We start from the raw sequence: 21,851 nt of genomic DNA, 5'->3' as shown, positions 1-21,851 counted from the left end.
GTTTTAACATGACTATAGGTCTAGTTGGACGTAAAGTAGGTATGACTCGCATCTTCACTGAAGATGGCGTATCAGTACCTGTAACCGTTCTAGAAGTTGAAGCGAACCGTGTTGCTCAGGTTAAAACTGTAGCAAACGATGGTTATTCAGCGCTTCAAGTTACTACTGGCAAGCGTAGAGCAAGCCGTGTAACAAAACCAGCAGCTGGTCATTTCGCGAAAGCAGGTATCGAAGCAGGCCGCGGCTTGTGGGAATTCCGCTTAGACGAAAATGAAGGTAGCGACATTAAAGCCGGCAGTGAAATCACTGTTGAGATTTTCAATGACATTAAATTAGTAGACGTAACTGGTACATCGAAAGGTAAAGGTTTCCAAGGCGGTATTAAACGCTGGAACTTTACTATGCAACATGCAACGCATGGTGTTTCGTTAGCACATAGATCTAACGGTTCGTTAGGTCAATGTCAAACACCAGGTCGCGTTTTCAAAGGCAAAAAAATGTCTGGTCATATGGGTGCTGTGCGCGTTACTACACAAAACCTTGAATTGGTTCGCGTTGATATAGAACGTAACTTGCTACTTGTTAAAGGTGCAGTTCCGGGTGCTATCAATGGCAATGTAATCATCAAACCAGCTGTTAAAGCTTAGTCCAGGAGATTTTGTGATGGAATTATCATTAAAAGACGCATCAGGTACTCTTGAAGTATCCGAAGCAACTTTTGGACGTGAGTTTAATGAAGCGTTAGTACACCAAGTAGTAGTTGCTTATGCAGCTGGTGCTCGTCAAGGTACTCGTGCTCAGAAAACTCGCTCAGAAGTTAGTGGCGGTGGCGCAAAACCATGGCGTCAAAAAGGTACAGGCCGTGCTCGTGCCGGTACTACTCGTGGTCCAATCTGGCGTTCTGGTGGCGTAACATTCGCTGCTAAACCTCAAGATCACAGCCAAAAAGTTAACCGTAAAATGTATCGTGGTGCTATCGCTAGCATCCTATCTGAACTAGTTCGTCAAGACCGTTTGATAGTAGTTAACGATTTTTCGGTAGAAACGCCTAAAACTAAAGAACTTGTTGCCAAGTTAAAAGGTTTAGAGCTTAAAGACGTATTGATTGTAACGAAAGACGTTGACGAGAACTTGTTCTTATCAGCACGTAACTTATATAAAGTTGACGTTCGTGACGTTGCAGCAATCGACCCAGTAAGCTTGGTTGGTTTCGCAAAAGTTTTAATGACTGCTGATGCAGTTAAAGAAATTGAGGGGATTTTAGCATGATAAACGAAGAACGTTTGTTAAAAGTGCTTTTAGCACCAAATATTTCTGAAAAAGCAACTACCGCTGCTGAAAAAAACAACACTGTTGTTTTCAAAGTAGCGACAGATGCGACTAAAGCTGAAATCAAAGCGGCCGTAGAGAAACTTTTCGAAGTTTCTGTTGAAGGTGTTCGCACACTTAATGTAAAGGGTAAAGTAAAACGTACTGGATCTCGTTTTGGTCGTCGTAACGACTGGAAAAAAGCCTACGTTACTCTTGCAGAAGGTAGTGACATCGACTTCGTTGGCGCGGAATCATAAGGAGCAGTTAAAATGGCTATAGTAAAATGTAAACCTACTTCTCCGGGTCGTCGTCACCTAGTTAAAGTGGTAAACAAAGAGCTTCATACAGGTAAGCCTTATGCACCATTATTAGACACTAAGTCTAAGACTGGTGGTCGTAACAATAATGGTCGCATTACGGTTCGTCACATTGGTGGTGGTCATAAGCAACATTATCGTATTATTGACTTTAAACGTAATAAAGATGGCATTCCAGCCAAAATAGAACGTTTAGAATACGATCCAAACCGAAGCGCTAACATCGCATTAGTTTTATATGCAGATGGTGAACGTCGTTACATCTTAGCCCCTAAAGGCTTAAGTGCTGGAGATACTATCCTGTCAGGTGTAGATGCTCCTATCAAAGCTGGTAACACTATGCCGTTGCGTAACCTACCGTTAGGTAGTGTTATTCACGCAATCGAACTTAAACCAGGTAAAGGTGCGCAAATCGCACGTGCTGCTGGTACTTACGCACAATTAGTGGCGAAAGAAGGTGCTTACGTTACTTTACGTCTTCGCTCTGGCGAAATGCGTAAAGTAGAAGCAGATTGTCGTGCTACTTTAGGTGAGATCGGCAACGCTGAACACATGCTTCGCCAACTTGGTAAAGCTGGTGCTTCACGCTGGCGCGGTGTTCGCCCAACTGTTCGTGGTGTTGCCATGAACCCAGTTGATCACCCACACGGTGGTGGTGAAGGTAAAACATCTGGCGGTCGTCACCCGGTATCACCTTGGGGTGTACCAACTAAGGGTTACAAGACTCGTTCGAACAAACGTACTGATAAATTTATCGTACGTCGTCGTACTAAGTAATTAGTACATTAAATTAATATTCTGATTGCTGGGCTTAGCTTGCTAAGTTCAACATGAAGAATTGAATATATAAGGATTCACCATGCCACGTTCCCTCAAGAAAGGTCCATTTATTGACCTACACTTGTTGACGAAGGTAGAGAAAGCGGTGGAAAGCGGGAATAAAAAGCCAATTAAAACTTGGTCCCGTCGTTCAATGATCATTCCTACAATGATCGGATTGACCATCGCTGTCCATAATGGCCGTCAACACGTCCCTGTATTTGTAACCGAAGAAATGATCGGTCACAAATTAGGAGAATTTGCACCAACTCGTACTTTTCGCGGTCATGTCGCTGATAAGAAAGCGAAGAAATAGGGGAAATTAAATGCAAGCAATAGCTATACATAAATTTGCCCGTGGTTCTGCTCAAAAAGCGCGTTTAGTTGCGGATCAAATCCGTGGCGTAAATGTTGAGAAAGCACTTGAAATTTTAACTTACAGCAACAAGAAAGCTGCTGAATTAGTTAAAAAAGTACTTAACTCAGCTATCGCAAATGCCGAGCATAACGAAGGTGCAGATATTGATGAATTATTCGTTAAAATCATATTGGTTGACGATGGTCCAACAATGAAGCGTATTAGACCTCGTGCGAAAGGCCGTGCCGATCGCATCATTAAGCGCACTAGTCACATTACTGTGATTGTGTCTGATTCTTAGGAGATATTAGTATGGGTCAAAAAGTACATCCTACCGGTATACGCCTAGGGATCACGAAACCTTTCGCGTCTACTTGGTTTGCTACCAGCAAAGATTTTGCTAGTAACTTAGACGGCGACCACAAGGTTCGCGAATATTTAAAAGAAAAGCTTAAGCGCGCTTCACTATCAAAAGTAGTTATCGAACGTCCAGCTAAATCTATCCGCGTAACAATTCACACGGCTCGTCCAGGTGTTGTTATCGGTAAGAAAGGCGAAGATGTAGAGAAACTACGTTTAGCGATTACTAAAATTGCTGGTGTTCCTGCTCAAATCAACATTGCTGAAGTACGTAAGCCAGAAATGGATGCGCAGCTTGTTGCAGACAGCATTGCTAGTCAATTAGAACGTCGTGTTATGTTCCGTCGCGCCATGAAGCGTGCCGTTCAAAACGCTATGCGTCTTGGCGCTAAAGGCATCAAAGTTCAAGTTAGTGGTCGTTTAGGCGGCGCTGATATTGCACGTGCAGAATGGTATCGTGAAGGTCGTGTACCTTTACATACATTACGTGCTGATATCGACTACGCGATTGCGCGTGGCAACACGACTTATGGTGTAATTGGTGTGAAAGTTTGGATCTTTAAAGGTGAAATCATTGGCCCAATGCCATTGCAAGCAGAGCAACCAGCTGCTAAACCTAAAAGAAAAAACAACCGCAAAGCGAAGTAAGAGGAATAAGTAATGTTACAACCAAAACGTACTAAATTCCGTAAGCAATTTAAAATGCGCAACCGTGGTCTTGCACACGTCGGTAGTTCAGTTAGCTTCGGTACTTTCGGTTTAAAATCACTTGAACGTGGTCGTATGACTGCGCGCCAAATTGAAGCCGCTCGTCGTGCCATGACTCGTCATGTTAAACGTCAAGGTAAAATCTGGATACGCGTATTCCCTGATAAGCCAATTACTAAAAAACCTCTTGAGGTTCGTATGGGTAAAGGTAAGGGTTCAGTAGAATATTGGGTTTGCCAAGTTCTTCCTGGTCGTGTTCTTTATGAAATGGAAGGTGTTTCTGAAGAATTAGCACGTGAAGCTTTTGCTTTAGCCGCTGCTAAACTTCCGTTCAAAACTACCTTCGTAACTAGGACGGCATTGTAATGAAAGCAAGCGAACTTAAAGCAAAAAGCATTGAAGAGCTTAACGCTGAATTACTAGAGCTTCTTCGTGAGCAGTTTAACTACCGCATGCAAGCAAGCACTGGTCAATTAGCACAAACTCATTTGATAAAAATCGTACGTCGCAATATTGCACGTGTTAAGACTATCATCACTGAAAAGGCAGGTAAGTAATGAGCGAAGTTAAAATCCGCACAGTACAAGGCGTTGTTATCAGTAACAAGATGGATAAGTCTATCGTTGTAATGATCGAACGTCGCGTTAAGCACCCTATGTACGGTAAATACATCACGCGTTCAACTAAGTTGAAAGCTCATGATGAAACTAACGTATGTAACGAAGGTGATATCGTAACGATTACTGAAGTTGCGCCAATTTCTAAGTCTAAAAACTGGAAATTAGTTGACATAATTACTAAAGCTTAATTAGTATTCGTACTTAATTAACCTTAAATAGTTACCAAAAGACCTTAGCATTTATTTGCTAAGGTCTTTTTTTATGTGCTGTACTTTAATTTAAAGTAAGTGAAATTGGCACCATTTCTAAGTCTGCTGCCCTTACCTTTAAAGAGAAGGACGTGGAAATTAGTTGACGTAATTACTAAAGCTAAATTAGTATTCGTACTTAATTAACTTTAAATAGTTACCAAAAGACCTTAGCATTTATTTGCTAAGGTCTTTTTTTATGCGCTATATTCTGTGAAAAACAACTAATACATTTTAATAATTTCAAGTTTGCTAATAAAGATTAATGCTAGTTAGTTGAGCTAATTAGCTATGATGCAATATTCATCGAACAACTTAACAACACCAGTTTAACTGGCAAATATAGGCAGTAAAATATAGCCATTGAAGCCTTCTTTCTATTCAGCTAAGATGATTTTTTAATATATCACTGAGTAATACCATGAAGTATATAGCATTTATAACCTCTGTTTTATGCCTTGCCAGCAGCTCATTAGCTTATGCTGCCACGAATACTGCTAGTACCAATGCTAAGTTAGTGCAAGCTGCCATGCCTGAGTTGATGATGCTATATAAAGATTTACATCAAAGCCCTGAACTCTCTAGTGTCGAATTTAACACCGCAAAAAAGCTTGCCATAAAAGCCCGTGAGTTAGGCTTTGCCGTCACGGAAAATGTCGGTGGTACCGGTGTTGTTGCCGTATTAAAAAATGGTAAAGGCCCGACGGTATTAATTCGCGCGGATATGGATGCACTGCCGATAAAAGAGCAAACTGGTTTAGCCTTTGCTTCCCAGGTTATCACTATTACTGAGGAGGGCTTATCAGCTCATGTTATGCATGCCTGTGGCCACGATACCCATATGACCAGCTGGCTTGGTACCGCAAAGTTACTCAGTGAAAACAAAGAAAATTGGTCCGGTACTTTAGTGATGATTTTACAGCCAGCGGAAGAACGTGGCCGCGGCGCAAAAGCCATGTTAGCGGACGGTTTATATAAACGTTTTCCCAAGCCTGATTATGCCCTAGCCTTTCATAATTCAGCCAGCTTAAAAGCCGGTGTTATTGGTTATACCCCGGGTTTTACCTTTGCTAATGTCGATAGTGTCAATATTGATATCAAAGGTATTGGTGGTCATGGTGCTTATCCACATCTAACGAAAGACCCTATTGTCTTAGGCGCACGCATTGTGGGCGCATTGCAAACCTTAGTTAGCCGTGAATTAAATCCACAAGACCCTGCGGTAGTCACCGTCGGTAGCTTTCAATCAGGTACTAAGCACAACATTATTTCAGATCAGGCGTTGTTATTATTAACTGTGCGTAGCTACTCAGATGCAACACGTCAGACCTTGCTTGATGGCATCAAAAGAATAGCTAAAGGGGAAGGCATCGCCATGGGTTTACCGGACAAATTATTGCCAGTAGTGACGGTTAAAGATGAATTTACCCCAGCGACTTATAATGAACCTGAGTTCACAAAAAAAATGGCCGCTTTATTTACTGCCGAGCTAGGTAAAGAGCGCGTTATTGAAGTTCCAGCGGTAATGGCGGGTGAAGATTTTGGCCGTTATTATCGCGCAGATACTCGCATCAAAAGCATGATATTTTGGGTCGGCGGAGTACCACACGATAAGTGGCAAGCAGCCCAAGAAACTGGCGAAGCTTTACCCTCCCTACATAGCCCCTTTTGGGCACCCGATGCGAAAAAAGTTATCTCCACGGCCATCCGAGCAATGAATAGTGCGGTGTTAACTATTTTGGCTAACTAAAAGTAATAGCTACAAGCAAAATAAGCGACTAGTACGCACAGTTAGTCGCTAGTACTTCTTAGTTTATAACCTAAACAACTGACTTCAGCACTTTAATATGTAAACGCTTAGCGATGCGATTTAAGTTAGCTCTATCAGTTGATAAACGCCGTGCCGCTGCGGCCCAATTACCCTCTTCTTCTTTAAGTACTCGACTAATCAATTGTCGTTGAAAGTTTTCTGTTTCCACTTTTAACGGTAAATTAGTCTGCTTATCTGCTGACAATGACACGCCATTATCAGCAACAAGCTCAATAGTCGATTCAGTCTCAGTACAAATAAGTGCACCACAATCCGCTGGCTCGATTACGATTATTGCCTTACCACGCTGACGGGCACGCGCCTTTAGCGTTGCCCGACTAACAACATGCTCTAATTCACGGACGTTACCTGGCCAGTCATATTGTGTTAAATGCGCAATCGCTGGTTCGGTAATTTTTAACTGAGTAATTCCGAGCTTGCGTCGTGTTTGTTCGATAAAATATCCTGCCAACAATTGCACATCGCCAACTCTTTCATAAAGACTTGGTACCCTAATGGGGTAGACACTTAACCTATGATACAAGTCGGCACGAAAACGCCCTTGCGCCACTTCTTCTTTTAAATCTCTATTGGTGGCAGCAATAATACGAACATTCACTTCTTCAACATTGTCTTGGCCGACGGGCTGAATTTCATTACTTTGTATAGCTCTTAATATCTTGCTCTGGGCGGCTAGGGGCAACTCGCCAATTTCATCTAAAAATAAAGTGCCTCCGTCAGCGAGTGAAAATTTACCGGCACGGTTTTTATCAGCACCAGTAAAAGCACCTTTTACATGACCAAATAGCTCACTTTCAATCAAGTTCTCCGGTAAGGCGGCACAATTTACATAAACCATTGGGCCATGTTGACGTAGTGACTTTTGGTGTAAGGTGCGGGCAACTAACTCTTTACCTACGCCAGTGTCACCATAGATTAAGATATTAAAATCAGAGCCGGCAACTATATCTACTTCCTGTTTGAGCTGAGCCATGACGGGACTATCACCTATGAGTTCCCCACCATCTCGTTTCCACGCTCCTTCGGTTAACTCTGCGACCACACGTTGTGAATGATCAGCTCTACTTTCAAGTTGCTCCAGTAGCAATGCGGTATGAAGCGTTGCTGCTGCCATGGCCGATATGACCTCAAGGGTACGCACTTCAATATCTTCAAAGTCATGTGGCGTCAAGCTATCTATGGTTAATAAACCCAACAACTTATCATCATAATATAATGGCAAGCCCATGCATGAATGCACCGGCAAATCGCCAGCGCGGTCTATCAATAGGCCATCATAGGGATCGGGTAACGGTGAGTCAGCGGCAAAACGAATGGGCGATTTTGACTGACAAATAGCGAGAAATCTTGGGTGCTCTGCAATATGAAAACGTCGCCCTAAGGTGTCTCGACTTAAGCCTTGTAGCGCGATGGGTTTCAGTACATCGCCATGATAGGAGAGTAATGCCACCGCATCACAAGTAATCGTTTTTCTGACCGTATCTAATAACCGATCAAACCTATCTTTGCTATTTAAGCTAGTCGCAAGGTTCAGTGCTAGCTCAATAATTGCTGTGGATGATATTTGTTTCATGCTAGCACCTGATGATGACGTATTTTCGCTGCAGGGGTTAGCCCCATATAAGTAGTTAGAATAACACTTACGAGTCTAAATGACTACGCCCATTAAGAGTCATTAAGACTTCATAACAACAGATTAAATCACAAGTCATTGTATATTAATAATAAAAATAGTTGGCACTTACTTTGCTATGTAGAAGGTAAGTAAATCAATCAAATCCAAACAGAGACCAGCATGTATTCGCACTTTACCATCGCCCGTCAACTGCCTGATGTAGAAAACGCATTAGGCTGGCAAAAATGTTTAGTCATAGGTAACTACCTTATGTTGATGTCTTTTCTGATTGTAGCGGCAAGTGTCACTATCACCTTTGTTTATGATCAACACTTTACCATTGCAGCGCAAATTTCGGCCCATATTGCCACTATTATTTTTGCTGCATTCGTCAAAATTGGCTATGTCTTACGCTGTATTGCTTTACATGGTTTTGGTAACAGGAACTTTTAACATGCTACAGAACCAAGATTCACCAAGATCGCAATTAACTTATGAACAACAAGAGCCTAGTGCGTTAACATATTTAGTACAACATCCACTCTTAGACTTACCTTTTAGAAGCTTCTTTTTACTCGCGGTTGCTTGTTCAATGTTTTCCTTAGGAATATGGGCTGGGTATTTTAATGGCTATTTCACTTTTGTCGGTAATGGTATTTCGCCGCTAGCTTGGCATATTCATGAGATGATTTTTGGTTTTGGCGCCACAGTAGCCGTTGGTTTTATTCTCACTGCCGCGCAAACTTGGACCGGCCAGCCCAGTATAAAAGGTTTGCCGGTATTGGCCTTTTTTACCTTATGGTTGCTGGTACGAGTCGCCTTAGTCATTAACTTACCTAGCACCATTATCATCGCCATGGTATTACAAAGCTTTTGGTGGCTGGGGGCAATATTTGTCTTTACTGGTTTAGTGGTGAAAAGCAGCAACCGCCGTAATTACCTATTTATTCCGCTGCTAGCAGTTTTAATGTTACTCAATATCGCCCTCTTGCTGTTGGACTTTTACGGAGAACACCAGTTAACCCGTCATATTGCTAGCACCAGTGTTTTAATGTTTTGCTTGTTGATGGGCATTTTAGCAGGCCGAGTTATTCCCTTTTTTACCGTCTCTGGCGCTAAGCTAGCACCGATCAAATCTCCCCGTTGGCTGACAACTTTACTCACTATCACTGCAATTTTAGCTGTACTGGTATTTTTTAGTTCGGCATTTATTGATTTGCCCTTTAGTCCGGCTGGCTTAATGATAACGGCCGGACTACTGCACCTTATTAGACAATGTTACTGGCGTAGCTTTGCCACCAGAAATATCGCTTTATTGTGGTCCTTACACTTATCCTATTTTTCTCTTGGCTTAGGGCTGATATTAATGGGCATGAGCTACCTGCCTGCAGGTGGTACTGGCTTTATTCAGCTAGCAATACCCTTTGGCGATGCGCTACATATGATCACCATAGCGGCAATGGGCTTAATGATCTTTGCCATGATGAGCCGAGTATCTCTTGGCCACACCGGCAGAGCATTAACACCGAGTAAGTTAGTCTCTTGGATATTTTTTCTTATTATGATTTCAGCACTGGCGCGAGTGATTCTGCCATCACTGTCATTTTTACCAATATTAGTGAATCAGACACTAGTTGCTTGGAATATTAGTGCCTTAGCTTGGTTAATCGCTGGGATTTTGTTCTTAAAAGTTTACCTAGCTATTTTGACCACTAAAAAGTTGCCTAAAATAACACCACAAGATAAAGACGGCTAGAAAATAACTAAAAACTGGCCCCTCGAAACACCAAGTAATACAAAGGCATTTAAAACATCCTAGGTCATTTTCCTAGGACTCATTTTTCATTTCAGTTTACCTTAGGAGTAATTATGTTAACTGATAAACATATCGACATTATAAAAAGTACCGTTCCCCTGCTAGAGAATGCTGGCCCCGCTTTAACGGAGCACTTCTATAAACGTCTGTTCAGCCATAACCCAGAGCTGCAAGATATCTTCAATATGGCCAATCAACGCTCAGGTAGGCAGCAAGTGGCTTTATTTGAAGCCATAGCCGCCTATGCTAAAAACATCGACAATTTAGCGGCGTTAACAACGGCGATAGAGCGAATTGCCCAAAAACATACTAGCTTTAATATTAAAGCACCGCAATACGCCATTGTTGGCCACCACCTGATTGAGACCCTACGTGAGTTAACCGGTGCAGCATTCACTACTGATGTTGAAGAAGCGTGGACAGCAGCCTATCAATTTTTAGCGCAAATTTTTATTGATAGAGAAGCTGAGTTATACCAAGCACGCGCCGATACTTTGGGCGGTTGGCGCGACGCTAGAGCATTCACTGTCATAGAAAAGAAAGTTGAATCGGAATTGGTCACCAGCTTTATTTTTGCCCCCCTAGATAAAAAATCAGTGATTGGCTATCAACCCGGCCAGTACTTAGGTATTGAACTGACCGATACAAACTGGCAGTTTAAAGAAATACGTCAATATTCTTTATCTGATAAAGCTAATCATAAGACTTATCGAATTTCAGTAAAGCGAGAAACTGCTGAAGTTGCCGGCACAATTACCACTGGCATAGTCTCTAATTATTTACATGATAAAATACATATTGGTGATGAAATTAATTTGTACGCGCCAGCAGGAGATTTTTTCTTTACTGACCGTCAAGCGCCTGTAGTGCTACTCTCTGCTGGAGTAGGTATAACCCCCATGCAAGCCATGTTAGAGACACTAGCCCAACAAGGTTATAACAAGTCAGTGCATTATTTACATGCCTGTGAAAATAGCGAACAACATTCTTTCGCAGCCAGAACCACCGAGCTTATTAATGAAAATAATTGGCAGCAGAATATTTGGTATCGTAATGAGGAGGTTGAGCAAGCTCATATTCACCACGGCATGATGGATTTAACTAAGGTAAATTTACCGATTGAACTAGGTAACTTTTACCTTTGTGGCCCTATTGCTTTTATGCAATTTGTTAAACAGCAATTACTAAACTTAGGGGTAGTAGCGACAAATATTCATTATGAAATATTTGGTCCACATGCAGAGCTATAGCAAAAGTTAAACGCTTCAAGCTTGACCATGCAAGGCAATAAAAAAATGAATGCCAGTCAGTGATAAACTGACTGGCATTTTTGATTGAAGTGATCTTGGTAAATAGCTTTCAAATCCGATCAAAGCAAGATTATTCAAGCGCGAGCTTATAAAACCTAACCTGTACGTTGTAAGCATCATTTTGCACTGCAAATAAAACATTAACAAAATCGGCAATATAGCTCTATAGTGGTAAATGGACCGCCCCGTTAGCAGGTCACAAACCACATAGTTTTAGTCGAGTTCCTTTACTCGTGAGACCTGACTATACAGCGGCCAATTGTAGGCTATGCTTTTAATTATTAGCTTTGTTTTTAGGTGAGTAATATGAGTTTAAATACTGTGCCAGCAGGGAGGAAGTTGCCTGATGATATTAATGTCATTATTGAAATACCTGCCAATGCCTTACCGATAAAATATGAAGTTGACCAAGATACCGGCGTCTTGTTTGTCGACCGCTTTATGTCTGCACCTATGTATAACCCGTGTAACTATGGTTATATAAATCACACTCTGTCACTCGATGGCGACCCTCTGGATGTCTTAGTACCAACGCCCTACCCTTTACAGCCAGGTTGTGTGATTCGTTGCCGCCCAGTAGCGGTATTAAAAATGACGGATGAATCGGGTGAAGATGCCAAGATAATTGCCGTGCCCCATAATAGCCTTAATGGTGAATATGAAAATATATGCGATGTCAGCGACTTACCTACACTATTGACGGCACAAATCACTATGTTTTTCGAACACTATAAAGATCTTGAGCAAAATAAGTGGGTAAAAATAGAAGGTTGGCAAGACGTTGAACATGCGCGCAAGGAAATACTCACGAGTTACGACCGAGCATTAGCTAAATAAAACGCTAAAAACCTTGATGAAATTTAGCCATAACCAGCCATGGAGCTAGTTAGCCTCGAAAATTATCAACTCGCCAGTGACTTCAAGCAGCTAGTGGTTTAAAGCAGCTAGTGACTTAAGGCAATAATAGCGTTCTCTAAAATATCCTTATCAAAGGTGTAGTTTTTATGATGATATAAAATTTCAACTTGATTGTTTTTTAACACATCGGTTATATCAAACTCATCACCAAAAGCTATTTTCACATTGTCATCACGTAAATGAATATTGGTCTTAGACAAATAATGGCCAATCTCTATTTTATTTCGGTCATATTTCATAGAGCCCCCCATTTAATAATAGTCGCTTAAGTGAAAAACCAATAACAAGAGTGTATATTTTAACTAAGAGATGGCAGGAAAAAAAGCCCATAATACACTAAGCTTGTATATGAAACACGACACATTAAGGGCACTCAGATGAAAATGAAAGACATTCACAGTGAAATTCAAACGGGTATTATCAATTACCTTTCAGCCCACCCTAATGCTTCAGCATCGGTACAAGGGATATGTAATCAATGGCTTAGCAATGAAAAATATCTCCACAATATTGCCCAAGTTCAAACGGCTGTAGATGGCTTGCTCAATCGAGGCGAAATGCATAAACGTTCAGACTCAGAGGTTTACACCCTGTAGAATTTAACGCTTTACTTAACAAAATGAAGCAAGGCTATCCTAATGGCTGACCATAAAAAAACTCTACTGCCATCAGGATCTAACACACGCAGAAATATACCGCCGACAGGATTTAACGCTTTGCTTAACCAAATGAAGCAAGGCTATCCTAATGGCTGACCATCACTAAACTCTACTCTACTGGCATCAGGGTCTAACACAGCGCAGAAATATACCGCCGACAGGATTTAACGCTTGGCTTAACAAAATGAAGCAAGGCTATCCTAATGGCTGACCATCACTAAACTCTACTCTACTGGCATCAGGGTCTAACACACCACAGAAATATACCGCCGACAGGATTTAATGCTTGGCTTAACAAAATGAAGCAAGGCTATCCTAATGGCTGACCATCACTAAATTCTACTCTACTCTACTCTATTGCCATCAGGATCTAACACACCACAGAAATATAACGCCGACAGGATTTAATGCTTGGCTTAACCAAATGAAGCAAGGCTATCCTAATGGCTGACCATAACTAAACTCTACTCTACTCTACTCTACTCTACTCTACTCTACTGGCATCAGGGTATAACACACCACAGAAATATAACGCCGACAGGATTTAATGCTTGGCTTAACCAAATGAAGCAAGGCTATCCTAATGGCTGACCATAACTAAACTCTACTCTATTGCCATCAGGATCTAACACACCGCAATAATAGCCAACAGGATATGGTTCTTGTCTTACCGGCCACAATAGTCGGCCCTCTTTTTCAGCTTTCTGAGCTATCGCATCCACTTGTTGCTGACTTGCCAAGGCAAAACCAAAATGAGAAAAGTCCATTGATGATTGTTGATGTCCTGGTCCATCAGGTAAGATGACAAAAATAAATTGCGCGGCTTTACCTGGCTCAGCTAACCAAATAATGTGTTTACCATTAACGTGTCGATCGCGTACTAACTGCATGCCGGCATAATCTTGGTAGAAAGTGACACAACTAGCTACATCTTTAACATGCAAAGCAATATGAGTTAAACAAGCCATAATAATTACACCGTTAACCCAAAAAGAATGTGCGCAGCTCTCCTATGCTCGGCTGAGATCTAAATATCAAACTGCCATTAATCAGTATATTGGGTGAGTGTCGTATTTGATGACTGGCAACTAATTCTGGATTATCTTCAATATATTCAACACTATAACTTATGCCAACATCTTCAAGCTCTCGCATAAGGTTAGGCAAACAAAAATCGGTTTGTGTTACTAGAAGTTGTACATGCATAGTAGCATCCTATTTAGCAATTCATTAACGACTAACCTTAGTATAGCTAGATAACCTGAACATGGATAAGTGGTACTTGCTCAACACCCCATTTATCCAATGCTCTGCGTTAAAACGTCGATAAACCCGTTTTATTTATTTTTCGACGAGTTGAAATTTCAGGAATGGCTGCTTCATGCAACCAACGACTAGACAACTTTTGAATATTCTCAAGGTGTGGTAAAACAACCGTAGATTTATAGTTATTCTCTACCTGTTCGCGCAGCTATTTAAATAGAGGTGCTATGGCGTTTTTTGCATTTTCATATGGCTGTAAAAACTCAGCTCTACCGGTAATTAAAAATCCTCTTTGTCCCGTCTCTTGGTCTACTAAAGCCTTGCCAATGGCTAAAATAATATTTTCACCAATTAAGGTATTTGACTGGACAAAAATAGTAGTTAATTCATCCAGTGAAGTGCTAAGTTGCTCTAATATTTTTTACCATGCCCTGCTCGCAAGGTGTTTTGCATATATTCAAGACTTATCTCTTTGCTCTTTACATTTCTTCGGGTACTGATTTCGACTTCTGCCGATTGTTGCAACCATTGTCCTTCCAGTTTATCAATTAACTTCAACCTAGCGACCTGCTTATCATTGTCCGAAACAAGCTCTTACAACGCTTTATTTTTTTCTTGCCAAACCTGTTGAGCTTTATTAAAGGGTTCAAGAAAACTATCTTTACCTGTGATCAAAAAACCTCGTGCACCGGTTTCCATAGCTATCATCAATTTTTCAAGTTCTTTACCAACAGTTCAATAAATTAATATTTATTACTTAACAATAAGTTAAAGGGTATTATCTTTTCAGGCGCACCTGGCATTGAAGGTCCCTATGGCCGGTGGCAAGGTAGTTATCAGAGCAAGCCGTTAATACTTCGCTAAGCATTAACGGTAAAGAGGTGTGATTAGGTGTATGAAAAATAAAATAGCAAAGCTAAAAAAACTTCATTTAACGGTCTTAGGCTTTTGCCAAATATTTATTTATTTGCTTATGGGTGAATTATTGAGTGCTTTAATCCCGTTACCAGCAGCAATCATTGGCCTAATAGCTTGCTGCGCAGCTTGTATATTATTAAAGCAAGTACCAGAATCACTTGATATCGCCAGTAGATTTTTGCTAAAAAACATGGCGATATTTTTCATCCCCTATGTGGTAACAATCACCTTATTTTGGCCAGCGTTAGCAGATTATTGGCTTGCCTGTTTGCTGGCACTTTTTATCAGCACCTTAGTTACCCTAGCGGTTACTAGTCTGCTCAGTGATAAACTGATTGAAGCTGCGACAAAAGTATCAGTGAAACACTCAGTAAATGCGTCAACAATGGATACTGACAAGTAATGCAAAACTCAACTATGTTACTTCTGCTGGCAGCTAATCTGTTAATAACGTGGACCGTTTTTCAGTTATCAAGCAAATTATATCACTACTGTAAACAATTCCCTTTAGCGCACCCGTTAATACTCAGTGGCGTGGTACTGGTCGCTTTATTGCATACCTTTGATATTTCTATTGAAGCTTATCAACAAAATAGCCAAGTGATTATGATGATGCTAGCCCCAGCAACCGTAGCATTAGGCGTGCCGCTCTATAAAAACTTAGCGGTATTAGCAAAATACAAAAGCGCTATATTTTTCCCTTTATTGCTGGGTGCGATAATATCGCCCTGCTCGGCGCTATTGTTACTTTGGTTATTCAAGGTTGATGGCTCATTACTTTTGAGCATGATCAGTAAATCAATCACCTCGCCCATTGCTATTAATATTACTAAACTCGTTGGTGGCATTCCGGCTATCGCGGTCATTTTTGTCATTATCAGTGGCATTATTGGCGCCGCATTAGCAACGCCACTATTTTCCTTGCTGGCAATAAAACACGATATAAGTAAGGGCTTATCACTGGGTATTGCCTCACACGCTATAGGAACATCCTCTGCGGTACAAATTAGTGAGCAATGTGCCGCCTTTTCAGTATTAGCGATGTGCTTAAACGGCTTATTAACAACTGTCGTTATTGTTTTATTTTCAATGATTTAATTAGCCTATTACCATCAAAACAACAATACAAGGCTCGAGTAGCCAGTGGCTCAATTGCTCTAGTGCGTAGTGAAGACTTTAGTGCAGAATATTTGCCATAAATATTACCTTTGAGTCAAAGCAGGCTTTATCTCATGTCGCCCGAATATACTAAAATATACTCATCAAGCTGTGATGGCCAATGTTCAGTAATACATCTTATAGCGTTCATGGTTACTTGTAACTTTCCATTTACAAATAAAAAATAATATAAACAACCGCTTAAGGAATAATTAGTCGAGAAATTAGAATAATAGCTACCTTTTTATCTTAGCTAATATAAAGATAAGTAGAAATAAATAAGATTGAGTATGAAAAATATGCTATATTCATGCCAAATTATCTATTGATGACAAATATTTTATAGACAAAGTAATTTAATGTTATAAGACTTCCCGTAAGAAAATTAACTACATTAAAAAACTCGTATCGATAACAATACCCTCTAGTTGTTCACTCTTTAGATTAATATCCAAAAAATATAATTAATTCACAATGAGAGTGATTCATGCCATCAGTAAAAACAGATAGTAATCCGTCGACAACACCTCCTTCGATAATATCACTTGCCTTTGACTTACCAAACATTTGTTCTTTGGTTGGTCTTTTTTCAGCATTATTAGCACTATACTTTGCCTTGATCGGCATATACCCTGCCGCGATGATAGGATTAATTTGGGCAGTATTTTTTGATTGGAATGATGGCAAAATTGCTCGTAAAATGAAAAACCGAACGGCTAAGCAAGGTCAAGTGGGTGGACAAGTAGATTCACTCATCGATCTTGTCAGCTTTGGCATCTGCCCGGCCGTTATCTTATTGAGCTATGGCAATTACGATCCTATATTCTTCCCCGGTGCTTTTATTATTGTTGCCGCTTGCGTCTTACGACTAAGTTATTTTAATGTTTATGGCTTAGATGGAAAATCCACCTATCAAGGTCTTGCCTCTGATAATAATGCCATCATTCTTGTTTTTGTTTTTCTGTTAGAGCGTTTTATCTCGACTTCGGCATTCACTATCGTTCTTTATATTACCATCCTGGTAATAGCAGCTCTCAATGTAGCCTCGATAAGAACACCAAAACTCAGTGGTAGTTGGTATTATGTCCTTGCTCTATACACTTTATTTATCACTGTGGCTTATGGCTGGTTGCTAGTCTAGAATATTTACACCTGAGTGATATTTTTAACTGTCATTCAGGCAACGATAATGATGCATGGCGCCTAAAGCCATAGCTATTCAATAAAATAAGTACCCTTAGTTACCGTAGTTAGTAAACACGGTTTAGGTACTGAGATCGATCTTTAACAGCGAACTGTTCGCTATTCCCGACATTTTCACCACAGAGTGAGTTTGCAGCGAGGACGATTTGAATAGCGCATATAGCAAAAGTATTTTTTATATGTTCGATATGTATAGGAGTAATAAAGATGAAAAGAGTATACACCAGTGGCGTATTTGATTTGTTTCACGTAGGGCATTTATCGGTTATACAAAAAGCAAAAGAGTTTGGCGACTACCTTATTGTTGGCGTACATTCAGACGAAGACGTTAAATCTTATAAGCGTTCACCTATTATTTCTTGTGAACAACGCTGTGAAATCATTCGAAACATTAAGGGTGTTGATGAGGTAATTGTTGCCCCACTTACCCCGAATAATGATGCAAGTTTTTACCAAAAACATAAGATTGACATTCATGTTGCCGGTGATAACATGGAACATATGTACAAGTTACCGCACAAAATGGGTATTATGCGCTATGTACCGAGAAACCCTCTAATTGATTCATCATCAATCATAAAAAAACTTAAAGTTTAATCCCTTTATAACCATTCAAGATGCATGTTTCAGAGTGCTTGAGCACTTTGAATGGTAACGGGTATATACGCAGTAAGCGGAGTTTTTACTCCCTTTATGCACAGTCTGCCTAAAAACAGTCCCTTATGGACTGTTTTTTTATATCAAAAAATCAATAATGTCGTGCTTGCTAAGCTAATTAATTTCTCGCTTAGGCCAACGTTATGACCACAATGGCTCAGGGTAAAGTTGAGCCGCTGCCATTGAGTTGTTACAAGGTACTGCCGGTGGCTTGATAAATAATACCTCTTGAGCCAGAAACAAAGTGCATACATCAGCTTTTAGCCGTTGGCATGACTATTAAAGATAGAAATTACAGCGCTATATAACTATATTTTTGCCCTGCTAATACCGCTTCATACATCAAGCCGCCTTTTGTTAAAGTCATCACCGCCATGCCTTTGTGATAGATAGCTTTGTTTTGTTTAGTTGAACTCGAATCAGCACCTTTGCTTGAGCTTATCCCTGAAGAGCCTACTTGCGCTTGAACTGCCGCTGTTAAGGCGACCGCTGAAGCACTGGCAGAAAATTCAAAATTTCCGGAAGTAAACTCATCAAATGAACGTTTATCTTGGAAGAAAATTATTTGACTATATACCTGACCACCTAATTGAAAACCAATGGATAGTTGCGTCATGCTACTTTTCCCGACCTTTTTATTATGCAAATAAACCAGACCCTTGCCATGAGCAGCACCAATTCCTACCCCAGCCTTCGCTATAGTGGGATAAACCGCATAGCCATAAGCCTGGTTAAAAAAGTCTTTAGTCGCTGGTGATGATTTGAAATTATCAATAGTTTGACTGTAGTCATCTGCTTGCACAGTAAAGCCCGCCACTAAAACGAACACAGTGATTAACGATAAAAGTAATTTTTTCATATTTTCTCCATAGTATTGAAATTTTATAAAAGCCCGTTACTAGGTCACTAAAAAACGAACAAATGTTATAGCCATTACATGACTGTTTTTATCATTTACCCACATAATAAACACGCTAAATTGTTTATAAATTTGTTACGGCTAAAGTAGCTATAACATAATTCGCTTTGGGAATTAAATTTCCTAAACAAGCCGGTAGTTAGACTGACTATTCTTCAACTCAAGGTCTTCAGGAATAATTTTCCGGTTTATTGATATAAATCAAAATAGAACACCAAACTATCACTCTATTAAGGCTCAGTAAGCAAAAATATACCAAGCAATTCGTGAAATAATTTCTCTATCAACGCCACTGTTAAGTCGACTAGTAAGCAGTGACAGCTAACTGCATAACTCCAGAGAATTTTATGACTAATTTACCTACCGATGTAAAACAACCACTGAGCTTAATTTATCTTGATGCCAATGCGACCACGCAAGTTTTACCGCAAGCAGCGGCGGCAGCTTTAGCCACCATGGAAACTTTTTTTGGCAATCCAAGTAGTAGCCATATTACCGGCCTGCAAGCGCAGCAGATAATGGCCAAAACAAGGCGACAAGCTAAACAGATTGTTGGTGCTGGCGAAGGTGAAATTATATTTACCAGTGGCGCTACCGAAGGCATTCAAACAGCAATTTTATCAGCATTGATTGCGGCCAAAAAGACCCTTGATATAACCGCTATAACAAGTAAAAAATATTGTCTTTTATACGGTGCCACCGAACATAAAGCGGTGCCAGAGTCACTCAAGCATTGGAATGAAATTCTTGATATTAACGCCGAAGTAACAGCAATCCCGGTAGATAAAATGGGTCGCCTTGATATGGATTTTATCGCCAAGCAAGTCCCTAACGCCCTGATGATTTGTACCATGGCTGTTAACAACGAAACTGGTGTCTATCAAGACCTTAATCTATTAGACAAAACCATACGTGCCAATAATGCCAATATTGCTTGGATGGTAGATTGTGTGCAAGCTTTAGGTAAACAAGACTTGAACTTAGCGCAAACAAGTATTGATTATGCGCCCTTTAGTGGCCACAAACTATATGCCCCTAAAGGCATAGGTTTTATCTATATTAAAGACAACGCGCCATTCACGCCCGTTATTGCTGGTGGTGGCCAAGAAGGCGGCTTACGCTCGGGCACGGAAAATTTACCTGGGTTAGCGGCCTTAAGCGTTATATTTGATATGCTAATGGGAGAAAGTGAACATAGCTTTACGCCAGTGAAATCGCTGCACTTATTCCATCAACAGATAGTGGCAACATTGATTCAAGCATTCCCTAATATCGTTTTTAATCATAGTTTTGAAAACTCAGTGCCAACCACCATTAATTTCGCTATCCCTGGCTTTAGCTCGAAAGAAATGATGGATTTATTCGACGCAGCCAATGTCCGAGTAAGTTCAGGATCAGCTTGTAGTTCTAAAGTAACGCGCAGTTTTGTCTTAGATGCAATGGGGCTACCCTCCTGGCAAAGTGAGTCGGCAATTAGAATGTCGTTTGGACCCGCCATGACGCAAGAGCTAGTTGACCAGACCTGTGAGCGAATTGTCTCTGCGGCGCAAGCATTGCGACAAAGTTGTCTGACTATTGACACCAATGCCATGGATAGCAAGGTAATAACCGATAACAAGGCATTAGAGGGTTTAGTACAATTTAAAGTAGGTGGTAGCTGTAGTTGGCTATATGTCGATCACAAAACCAAGTCGGCATTCGTTATCGATCCCTTACCGGAAGTAGCCGAACGCTTGCAAACCATGCTGACATGTCATGGCCTTAAGTTAGTCGCAGTTATTGATAGCCATGGCCATGCCGATCATGTCTCTTGTCGTGCCAGTATCGCCAAAACGTGCTTAGCTGAGCAGAAAACTGATGCACTAGGCTGGCCAGACAATACACCAACAACAAACATTAATGGTAATGAATACCAGTACCTAACGCTGGGCGATAAGTGGTTGCTTAAAGTTGCCACACCTGGGCATACCGAGGACAGTATTAGCTTATTACTATGCGAGCCCGTCACTGATTCAAGCGATAAATTAGTTGTGCTCTATGCCTTTTGCGGTGACTTAATTTTAATGAACAGCCTTGGCCGCACAAACTTCGACACGAGTAGTGCGCCGGCTATGTTTACCAGTTTACAATTGTTAAATACCCTTATCGGTACAGAGAGTCTTATTTGTCCTAGTCATGATTATAACAACGAGTTTACCACCAGCATTGGCGCTGAAATATCACGTAATTCACTACTCCATAAAGTGATCAACGATGAAATCAATTCCAATTTTTTTTCAATACAAAAGTACACTATGGACAAAGGTATTATTGATGAATCTGGCAGTGAAATTATGTGTGGCGCTTTAATCTGTGCTGGCGATAAAGTTGCTGTGCGTGAATATGATAGTGCCAGCTTAACTGAGGCAATGAAAAAATCGAGCACGATTAAATTAATTGATATCAGAGAGGCACATGAATACGCACTACAGCACGATGAAAAGTTCACCTACAACGTGCCTTTAACTCGACTAGTGCAGTTTGTGCAAGAGCACCAAGATGATAAACAAGTACCCTTGGTACTGATTTGTCGCAGTGGTAGTCGCTCTCATTTGGCCGCGCAAGCATTAGGGCGTCTGGGCTTTGAACAAGTTGGGCATTTAACCGGTGGTTACGCTTTTCATCAATATTAGTAGCTCATGCAAAGACCATTGTTACCATGACAATGCAAGTAACTTGAGCCTTGCCGAGCAAGCTGTATTGACTAAAACAGCAATGTTTGGCTGCCTTAGCCCCCTTTAAATATATGGCAAACTAAGTTTGAGTAAATTGAGCAAACTTAGTTTTCATTAATATCACCAAAT

General features: G+C 40.7%; 28 protein-coding genes. 21 read left to right on the top strand and 7 right to left on the bottom strand.

Going from position 1 to position 21,851, the window contains the following annotated elements; all coding sequences use genetic code 11:
- Positions 1–8: 8 nt before the first annotated feature.
- The 11 genes from rplC to CMT41_RS03210 all read left to right on the top strand — a co-directional run bounded on the left by rplC (position 9) and on the right by CMT41_RS03210 (position 6,491).
- Entirely contained in the window at positions 9–647 is a 639-nt protein-coding gene (gene rplC, locus CMT41_RS03260) for a 50S ribosomal protein L3 (protein ID WP_057179761.1), read from the top strand.
- A gap of 16 nt (positions 648–663) precedes the next feature.
- Complete coding sequence (rplD, locus tag CMT41_RS03255) at positions 664–1,269, top strand: 50S ribosomal protein L4 (RefSeq protein ID WP_057179760.1); 606 nt, start codon at positions 664–666, stop codon at positions 1,267–1,269.
- Entirely contained in the window at positions 1,266–1,568 is a 303-nt protein-coding gene (gene rplW / locus CMT41_RS03250) for a 50S ribosomal protein L23 (protein ID WP_057179759.1), read from the top strand. Before rplD ends, rplW begins: the two co-directional genes overlap by 4 nt.
- 12 nt (positions 1,569–1,580) lie before the next feature.
- Positions 1,581–2,405 (top strand): 50S ribosomal protein L2, encoded by an 825-nt coding sequence (gene rplB / locus CMT41_RS03245; protein ID WP_057179758.1) that lies wholly within the window; start codon positions 1,581–1,583, stop codon positions 2,403–2,405.
- A gap of 82 nt (positions 2,406–2,487) precedes the next feature.
- A complete protein-coding gene (gene rpsS, locus CMT41_RS03240; protein WP_057179757.1) occupies positions 2,488–2,763 on the top strand; it encodes a 30S ribosomal protein S19 in 276 nt (91 codons plus the stop codon).
- A gap of 10 nt (positions 2,764–2,773) precedes the next feature.
- Entirely contained in the window at positions 2,774–3,106 is a 333-nt protein-coding gene (rplV, locus tag CMT41_RS03235; protein ID WP_057179756.1) for a 50S ribosomal protein L22, read from the top strand.
- A gap of 11 nt (positions 3,107–3,117) precedes the next feature.
- A complete protein-coding gene (rpsC, locus tag CMT41_RS03230; RefSeq protein WP_057179755.1) occupies positions 3,118–3,813 on the top strand; it encodes a 30S ribosomal protein S3 in 696 nt (231 codons plus the stop codon).
- A 12-nt stretch (positions 3,814–3,825) separates the two neighbouring features.
- Positions 3,826–4,239, top strand: coding sequence for a 50S ribosomal protein L16 (gene rplP / locus CMT41_RS03225; RefSeq protein ID WP_057179754.1), 414 nt, complete (start codon positions 3,826–3,828; stop codon positions 4,237–4,239).
- Positions 4,239–4,430, top strand: coding sequence for a 50S ribosomal protein L29 (gene rpmC / locus CMT41_RS03220; RefSeq protein ID WP_057179753.1), 192 nt, complete (start codon positions 4,239–4,241; stop codon positions 4,428–4,430). Before rplP ends, rpmC begins: the two co-directional genes overlap by 1 nt.
- Entirely contained in the window at positions 4,430–4,681 is a 252-nt protein-coding gene (gene rpsQ, locus CMT41_RS03215; RefSeq protein ID WP_057179752.1) for a 30S ribosomal protein S17, read from the top strand. The genes rpmC and rpsQ overlap by 1 nt, the downstream gene beginning before the upstream one ends.
- A 481-nt stretch (positions 4,682–5,162) precedes the next feature.
- Positions 5,163–6,491 (top strand): amidohydrolase, encoded by a 1,329-nt coding sequence (locus tag CMT41_RS03210; RefSeq protein ID WP_058026339.1) that lies wholly within the window; start codon positions 5,163–5,165, stop codon positions 6,489–6,491.
- A 70-nt stretch (positions 6,492–6,561) separates the two neighbouring features.
- On the opposite strand, the gene norR is transcribed toward CMT41_RS03210, so the two are convergent.
- Positions 6,562–8,145 carry a nitric oxide reductase transcriptional regulator NorR gene (norR, locus tag CMT41_RS03205; RefSeq protein WP_058026338.1) on the bottom strand — a complete coding sequence of 528 codons (1,584 nt, stop codon included), beginning with the start codon at positions 8,143–8,145 and terminating at the stop codon, positions 6,562–6,564.
- Positions 8,146–8,367: 222 nt separating this feature from the next.
- Here norR and CMT41_RS03200 point away from each other — a divergent pair, with 222 nt between their 5' ends.
- The 4 genes from CMT41_RS03200 to ppa all read left to right on the top strand — a co-directional run bounded on the left by CMT41_RS03200 (position 8,368) and on the right by ppa (position 12,150).
- Positions 8,368–8,640: a hypothetical protein gene (locus CMT41_RS03200; RefSeq protein ID WP_058026337.1), complete on the top strand. Its 273-nt coding sequence runs from the start codon at positions 8,368–8,370 to the stop codon at positions 8,638–8,640.
- 1 nt (position 8,641) lies between these two features.
- Positions 8,642–9,943, top strand: a complete 1,302-nt coding sequence (locus CMT41_RS03195; RefSeq protein WP_058026336.1) for an NnrS family protein — start codon at positions 8,642–8,644, stop codon at positions 9,941–9,943.
- A gap of 56 nt (positions 9,944–9,999) precedes the next feature.
- The gene (gene hmpA, locus CMT41_RS03190; RefSeq protein WP_335338156.1) at positions 10,000–11,253 is read left to right on the top strand and encodes an NO-inducible flavohemoprotein; all 1,254 of its coding nucleotides are present in this window, start codon (positions 10,000–10,002) and stop codon (positions 11,251–11,253) included.
- Between the two features lie 366 nt (positions 11,254–11,619).
- A complete protein-coding gene (ppa, locus tag CMT41_RS03185) occupies positions 11,620–12,150 on the top strand; it encodes an inorganic diphosphatase (protein ID WP_057179746.1) in 531 nt (176 codons plus the stop codon).
- Positions 12,151–12,257: 107 nt separating this feature from the next.
- On the opposite strand, the gene CMT41_RS03180 is transcribed toward ppa, so the two are convergent.
- Entirely contained in the window at positions 12,258–12,470 is a 213-nt protein-coding gene (locus tag CMT41_RS03180; RefSeq protein WP_057179745.1) for a hypothetical protein, read from the bottom strand.
- A gap of 138 nt (positions 12,471–12,608) precedes the next feature.
- On the opposite strand from CMT41_RS03180, the gene CMT41_RS03175 reads away from it, so the two are divergent.
- Entirely contained in the window at positions 12,609–12,827 is a 219-nt protein-coding gene (locus CMT41_RS03175) for a hypothetical protein (RefSeq protein WP_057179744.1), read from the top strand.
- A 638-nt stretch (positions 12,828–13,465) separates the two neighbouring features.
- Here the strand turns inward: CMT41_RS03175 and CMT41_RS03170 are convergent.
- The 4 genes from CMT41_RS03170 to CMT41_RS18485 form a co-directional block, all read right to left on the bottom strand.
- Positions 13,466–13,858, bottom strand: coding sequence for a VOC family protein (locus CMT41_RS03170; protein ID WP_057179743.1), 393 nt, complete (start codon positions 13,856–13,858; stop codon positions 13,466–13,468).
- Positions 13,859–13,871: 13 nt separating this feature from the next.
- A complete protein-coding gene (locus CMT41_RS03165; RefSeq protein ID WP_057179742.1) occupies positions 13,872–14,096 on the bottom strand; it encodes a hypothetical protein in 225 nt (74 codons plus the stop codon).
- 265 nt (positions 14,097–14,361) lie between these two features.
- The gene (locus tag CMT41_RS19870) at positions 14,362–14,481 is read right to left on the bottom strand and encodes a CHASE3 domain-containing protein (RefSeq protein WP_442855078.1); all 120 of its coding nucleotides are present in this window, start codon (positions 14,479–14,481) and stop codon (positions 14,362–14,364) included.
- Between the two features lie 266 nt (positions 14,482–14,747).
- The gene (locus CMT41_RS18485; protein ID WP_157466264.1) at positions 14,748–14,864 is read right to left on the bottom strand and encodes a CHASE3 domain-containing protein; all 117 of its coding nucleotides are present in this window, start codon (positions 14,862–14,864) and stop codon (positions 14,748–14,750) included.
- Between the two features lie 184 nt (positions 14,865–15,048).
- Here CMT41_RS18485 and CMT41_RS03160 point away from each other — a divergent pair, with 184 nt between their 5' ends.
- The 4 genes from CMT41_RS03160 (at position 15,049) to CMT41_RS03145 (ending at position 18,029) form a co-directional block, all read left to right on the top strand.
- Entirely contained in the window at positions 15,049–15,474 is a 426-nt protein-coding gene (locus CMT41_RS03160) for a CidA/LrgA family protein (RefSeq protein ID WP_057179740.1), read from the top strand.
- The gene (locus tag CMT41_RS03155; protein WP_058026334.1) at positions 15,474–16,169 is read left to right on the top strand and encodes an LrgB family protein; all 696 of its coding nucleotides are present in this window, start codon (positions 15,474–15,476) and stop codon (positions 16,167–16,169) included. Before CMT41_RS03160 ends, CMT41_RS03155 begins: the two co-directional genes overlap by 1 nt.
- Before the next feature lie 547 nt (positions 16,170–16,716).
- A complete protein-coding gene (locus CMT41_RS03150) occupies positions 16,717–17,370 on the top strand; it encodes a CDP-alcohol phosphatidyltransferase family protein (protein WP_057179738.1) in 654 nt (217 codons plus the stop codon).
- 269 nt (positions 17,371–17,639) lie between these two features.
- Positions 17,640–18,029 carry an adenylyltransferase/cytidyltransferase family protein gene (locus tag CMT41_RS03145; protein WP_057179737.1) on the top strand — a complete coding sequence of 130 codons (390 nt, stop codon included), beginning with the start codon at positions 17,640–17,642 and terminating at the stop codon, positions 18,027–18,029.
- A gap of 352 nt (positions 18,030–18,381) precedes the next feature.
- Here CMT41_RS03145 and CMT41_RS03140 read toward each other — a convergent pair whose 3' ends face one another.
- Positions 18,382–18,948: a YSC84-related protein gene (locus CMT41_RS03140; RefSeq protein ID WP_058026333.1), complete on the bottom strand. Its 567-nt coding sequence runs from the start codon at positions 18,946–18,948 to the stop codon at positions 18,382–18,384.
- A gap of 407 nt (positions 18,949–19,355) precedes the next feature.
- Between CMT41_RS03140 and CMT41_RS03135 the strand changes: the two genes are divergently transcribed.
- Positions 19,356–21,680, top strand: a complete 2,325-nt coding sequence (locus tag CMT41_RS03135; RefSeq protein ID WP_058026332.1) for an aminotransferase class V-fold PLP-dependent enzyme — start codon at positions 19,356–19,358, stop codon at positions 21,678–21,680.
- Positions 21,681–21,851: the final 171 nt, after the last annotated feature.

The sequence above is a fragment of the Colwellia sp. MT41 genome (assembly GCF_001444365.1).
GTDB lineage: Bacteria > Pseudomonadota > Gammaproteobacteria > Enterobacterales > Alteromonadaceae > Colwellia > Colwellia marinimaniae.
This window is presented reverse-complemented; position numbering and strand designations above follow the sequence as displayed.

Excerpts from the sequence above, each read along its gene's own strand:
- rplP (WP_057179754.1), top strand. The coding sequence starts at position 3,826 with ATGTTACAACCAAAACGTACTAAATTCCGTAAGCAATTTAAAATGCGC.
- rpsC (WP_057179755.1), top strand. The coding sequence starts at position 3,118 with ATGGGTCAAAAAGTACATCCTACCGGTATACGCCTAGGGATCACGAAA.
- CMT41_RS03170 (WP_057179743.1), bottom strand. The coding sequence starts at position 13,858 with ATGGCTTGTTTAACTCATATTGCTTTGCATGTTAAAGATGTAGCTAGT.
- CMT41_RS03150 (WP_057179738.1), top strand. The coding sequence starts at position 16,717 with ATGCCATCAGTAAAAACAGATAGTAATCCGTCGACAACACCTCCTTCG.
- rplB (WP_057179758.1), top strand. The coding sequence starts at position 1,581 with ATGGCTATAGTAAAATGTAAACCTACTTCTCCGGGTCGTCGTCACCTA.
- CMT41_RS03165 (WP_057179742.1), bottom strand. The coding sequence starts at position 14,096 with ATGCATGTACAACTTCTAGTAACACAAACCGATTTTTGTTTGCCTAAC.
- CMT41_RS03155 (WP_058026334.1), top strand. The coding sequence starts at position 15,474 with ATGCAAAACTCAACTATGTTACTTCTGCTGGCAGCTAATCTGTTAATA.
- CMT41_RS03135 (WP_058026332.1), top strand. The coding sequence starts at position 19,356 with ATGACTAATTTACCTACCGATGTAAAACAACCACTGAGCTTAATTTAT.
- rpsQ (WP_057179752.1), top strand. The coding sequence starts at position 4,430 with ATGAGCGAAGTTAAAATCCGCACAGTACAAGGCGTTGTTATCAGTAAC.
- CMT41_RS03200 (WP_058026337.1), top strand. The coding sequence starts at position 8,368 with ATGTATTCGCACTTTACCATCGCCCGTCAACTGCCTGATGTAGAAAAC.
- rplD (WP_057179760.1), top strand. The coding sequence starts at position 664 with ATGGAATTATCATTAAAAGACGCATCAGGTACTCTTGAAGTATCCGAA.
- CMT41_RS03145 (WP_057179737.1), top strand. The coding sequence starts at position 17,640 with ATGAAAAGAGTATACACCAGTGGCGTATTTGATTTGTTTCACGTAGGG.
- CMT41_RS03195 (WP_058026336.1), top strand. The coding sequence starts at position 8,642 with ATGCTACAGAACCAAGATTCACCAAGATCGCAATTAACTTATGAACAA.
- CMT41_RS03140 (WP_058026333.1), bottom strand. The coding sequence starts at position 18,948 with ATGAAAAAATTACTTTTATCGTTAATCACTGTGTTCGTTTTAGTGGCG.
- CMT41_RS03210 (WP_058026339.1), top strand. The coding sequence starts at position 5,163 with ATGAAGTATATAGCATTTATAACCTCTGTTTTATGCCTTGCCAGCAGC.
- ppa (WP_057179746.1), top strand. The coding sequence starts at position 11,620 with ATGAGTTTAAATACTGTGCCAGCAGGGAGGAAGTTGCCTGATGATATT.
- rplV (WP_057179756.1), top strand. The coding sequence starts at position 2,774 with ATGCAAGCAATAGCTATACATAAATTTGCCCGTGGTTCTGCTCAAAAA.
- rplC (WP_057179761.1), top strand. The coding sequence starts at position 9 with ATGACTATAGGTCTAGTTGGACGTAAAGTAGGTATGACTCGCATCTTC.
- rplW (WP_057179759.1), top strand. The coding sequence starts at position 1,266 with ATGATAAACGAAGAACGTTTGTTAAAAGTGCTTTTAGCACCAAATATT.
- CMT41_RS03160 (WP_057179740.1), top strand. The coding sequence starts at position 15,049 with ATGAAAAATAAAATAGCAAAGCTAAAAAAACTTCATTTAACGGTCTTA.
- CMT41_RS03180 (WP_057179745.1), bottom strand. The coding sequence starts at position 12,470 with ATGAAATATGACCGAAATAAAATAGAGATTGGCCATTATTTGTCTAAG.
- CMT41_RS03175 (WP_057179744.1), top strand. The coding sequence starts at position 12,609 with ATGAAAATGAAAGACATTCACAGTGAAATTCAAACGGGTATTATCAAT.
- norR (WP_058026338.1), bottom strand. The coding sequence starts at position 8,145 with ATGAAACAAATATCATCCACAGCAATTATTGAGCTAGCACTGAACCTT.
- rpsS (WP_057179757.1), top strand. The coding sequence starts at position 2,488 with ATGCCACGTTCCCTCAAGAAAGGTCCATTTATTGACCTACACTTGTTG.
- rpmC (WP_057179753.1), top strand. The coding sequence starts at position 4,239 with ATGAAAGCAAGCGAACTTAAAGCAAAAAGCATTGAAGAGCTTAACGCT.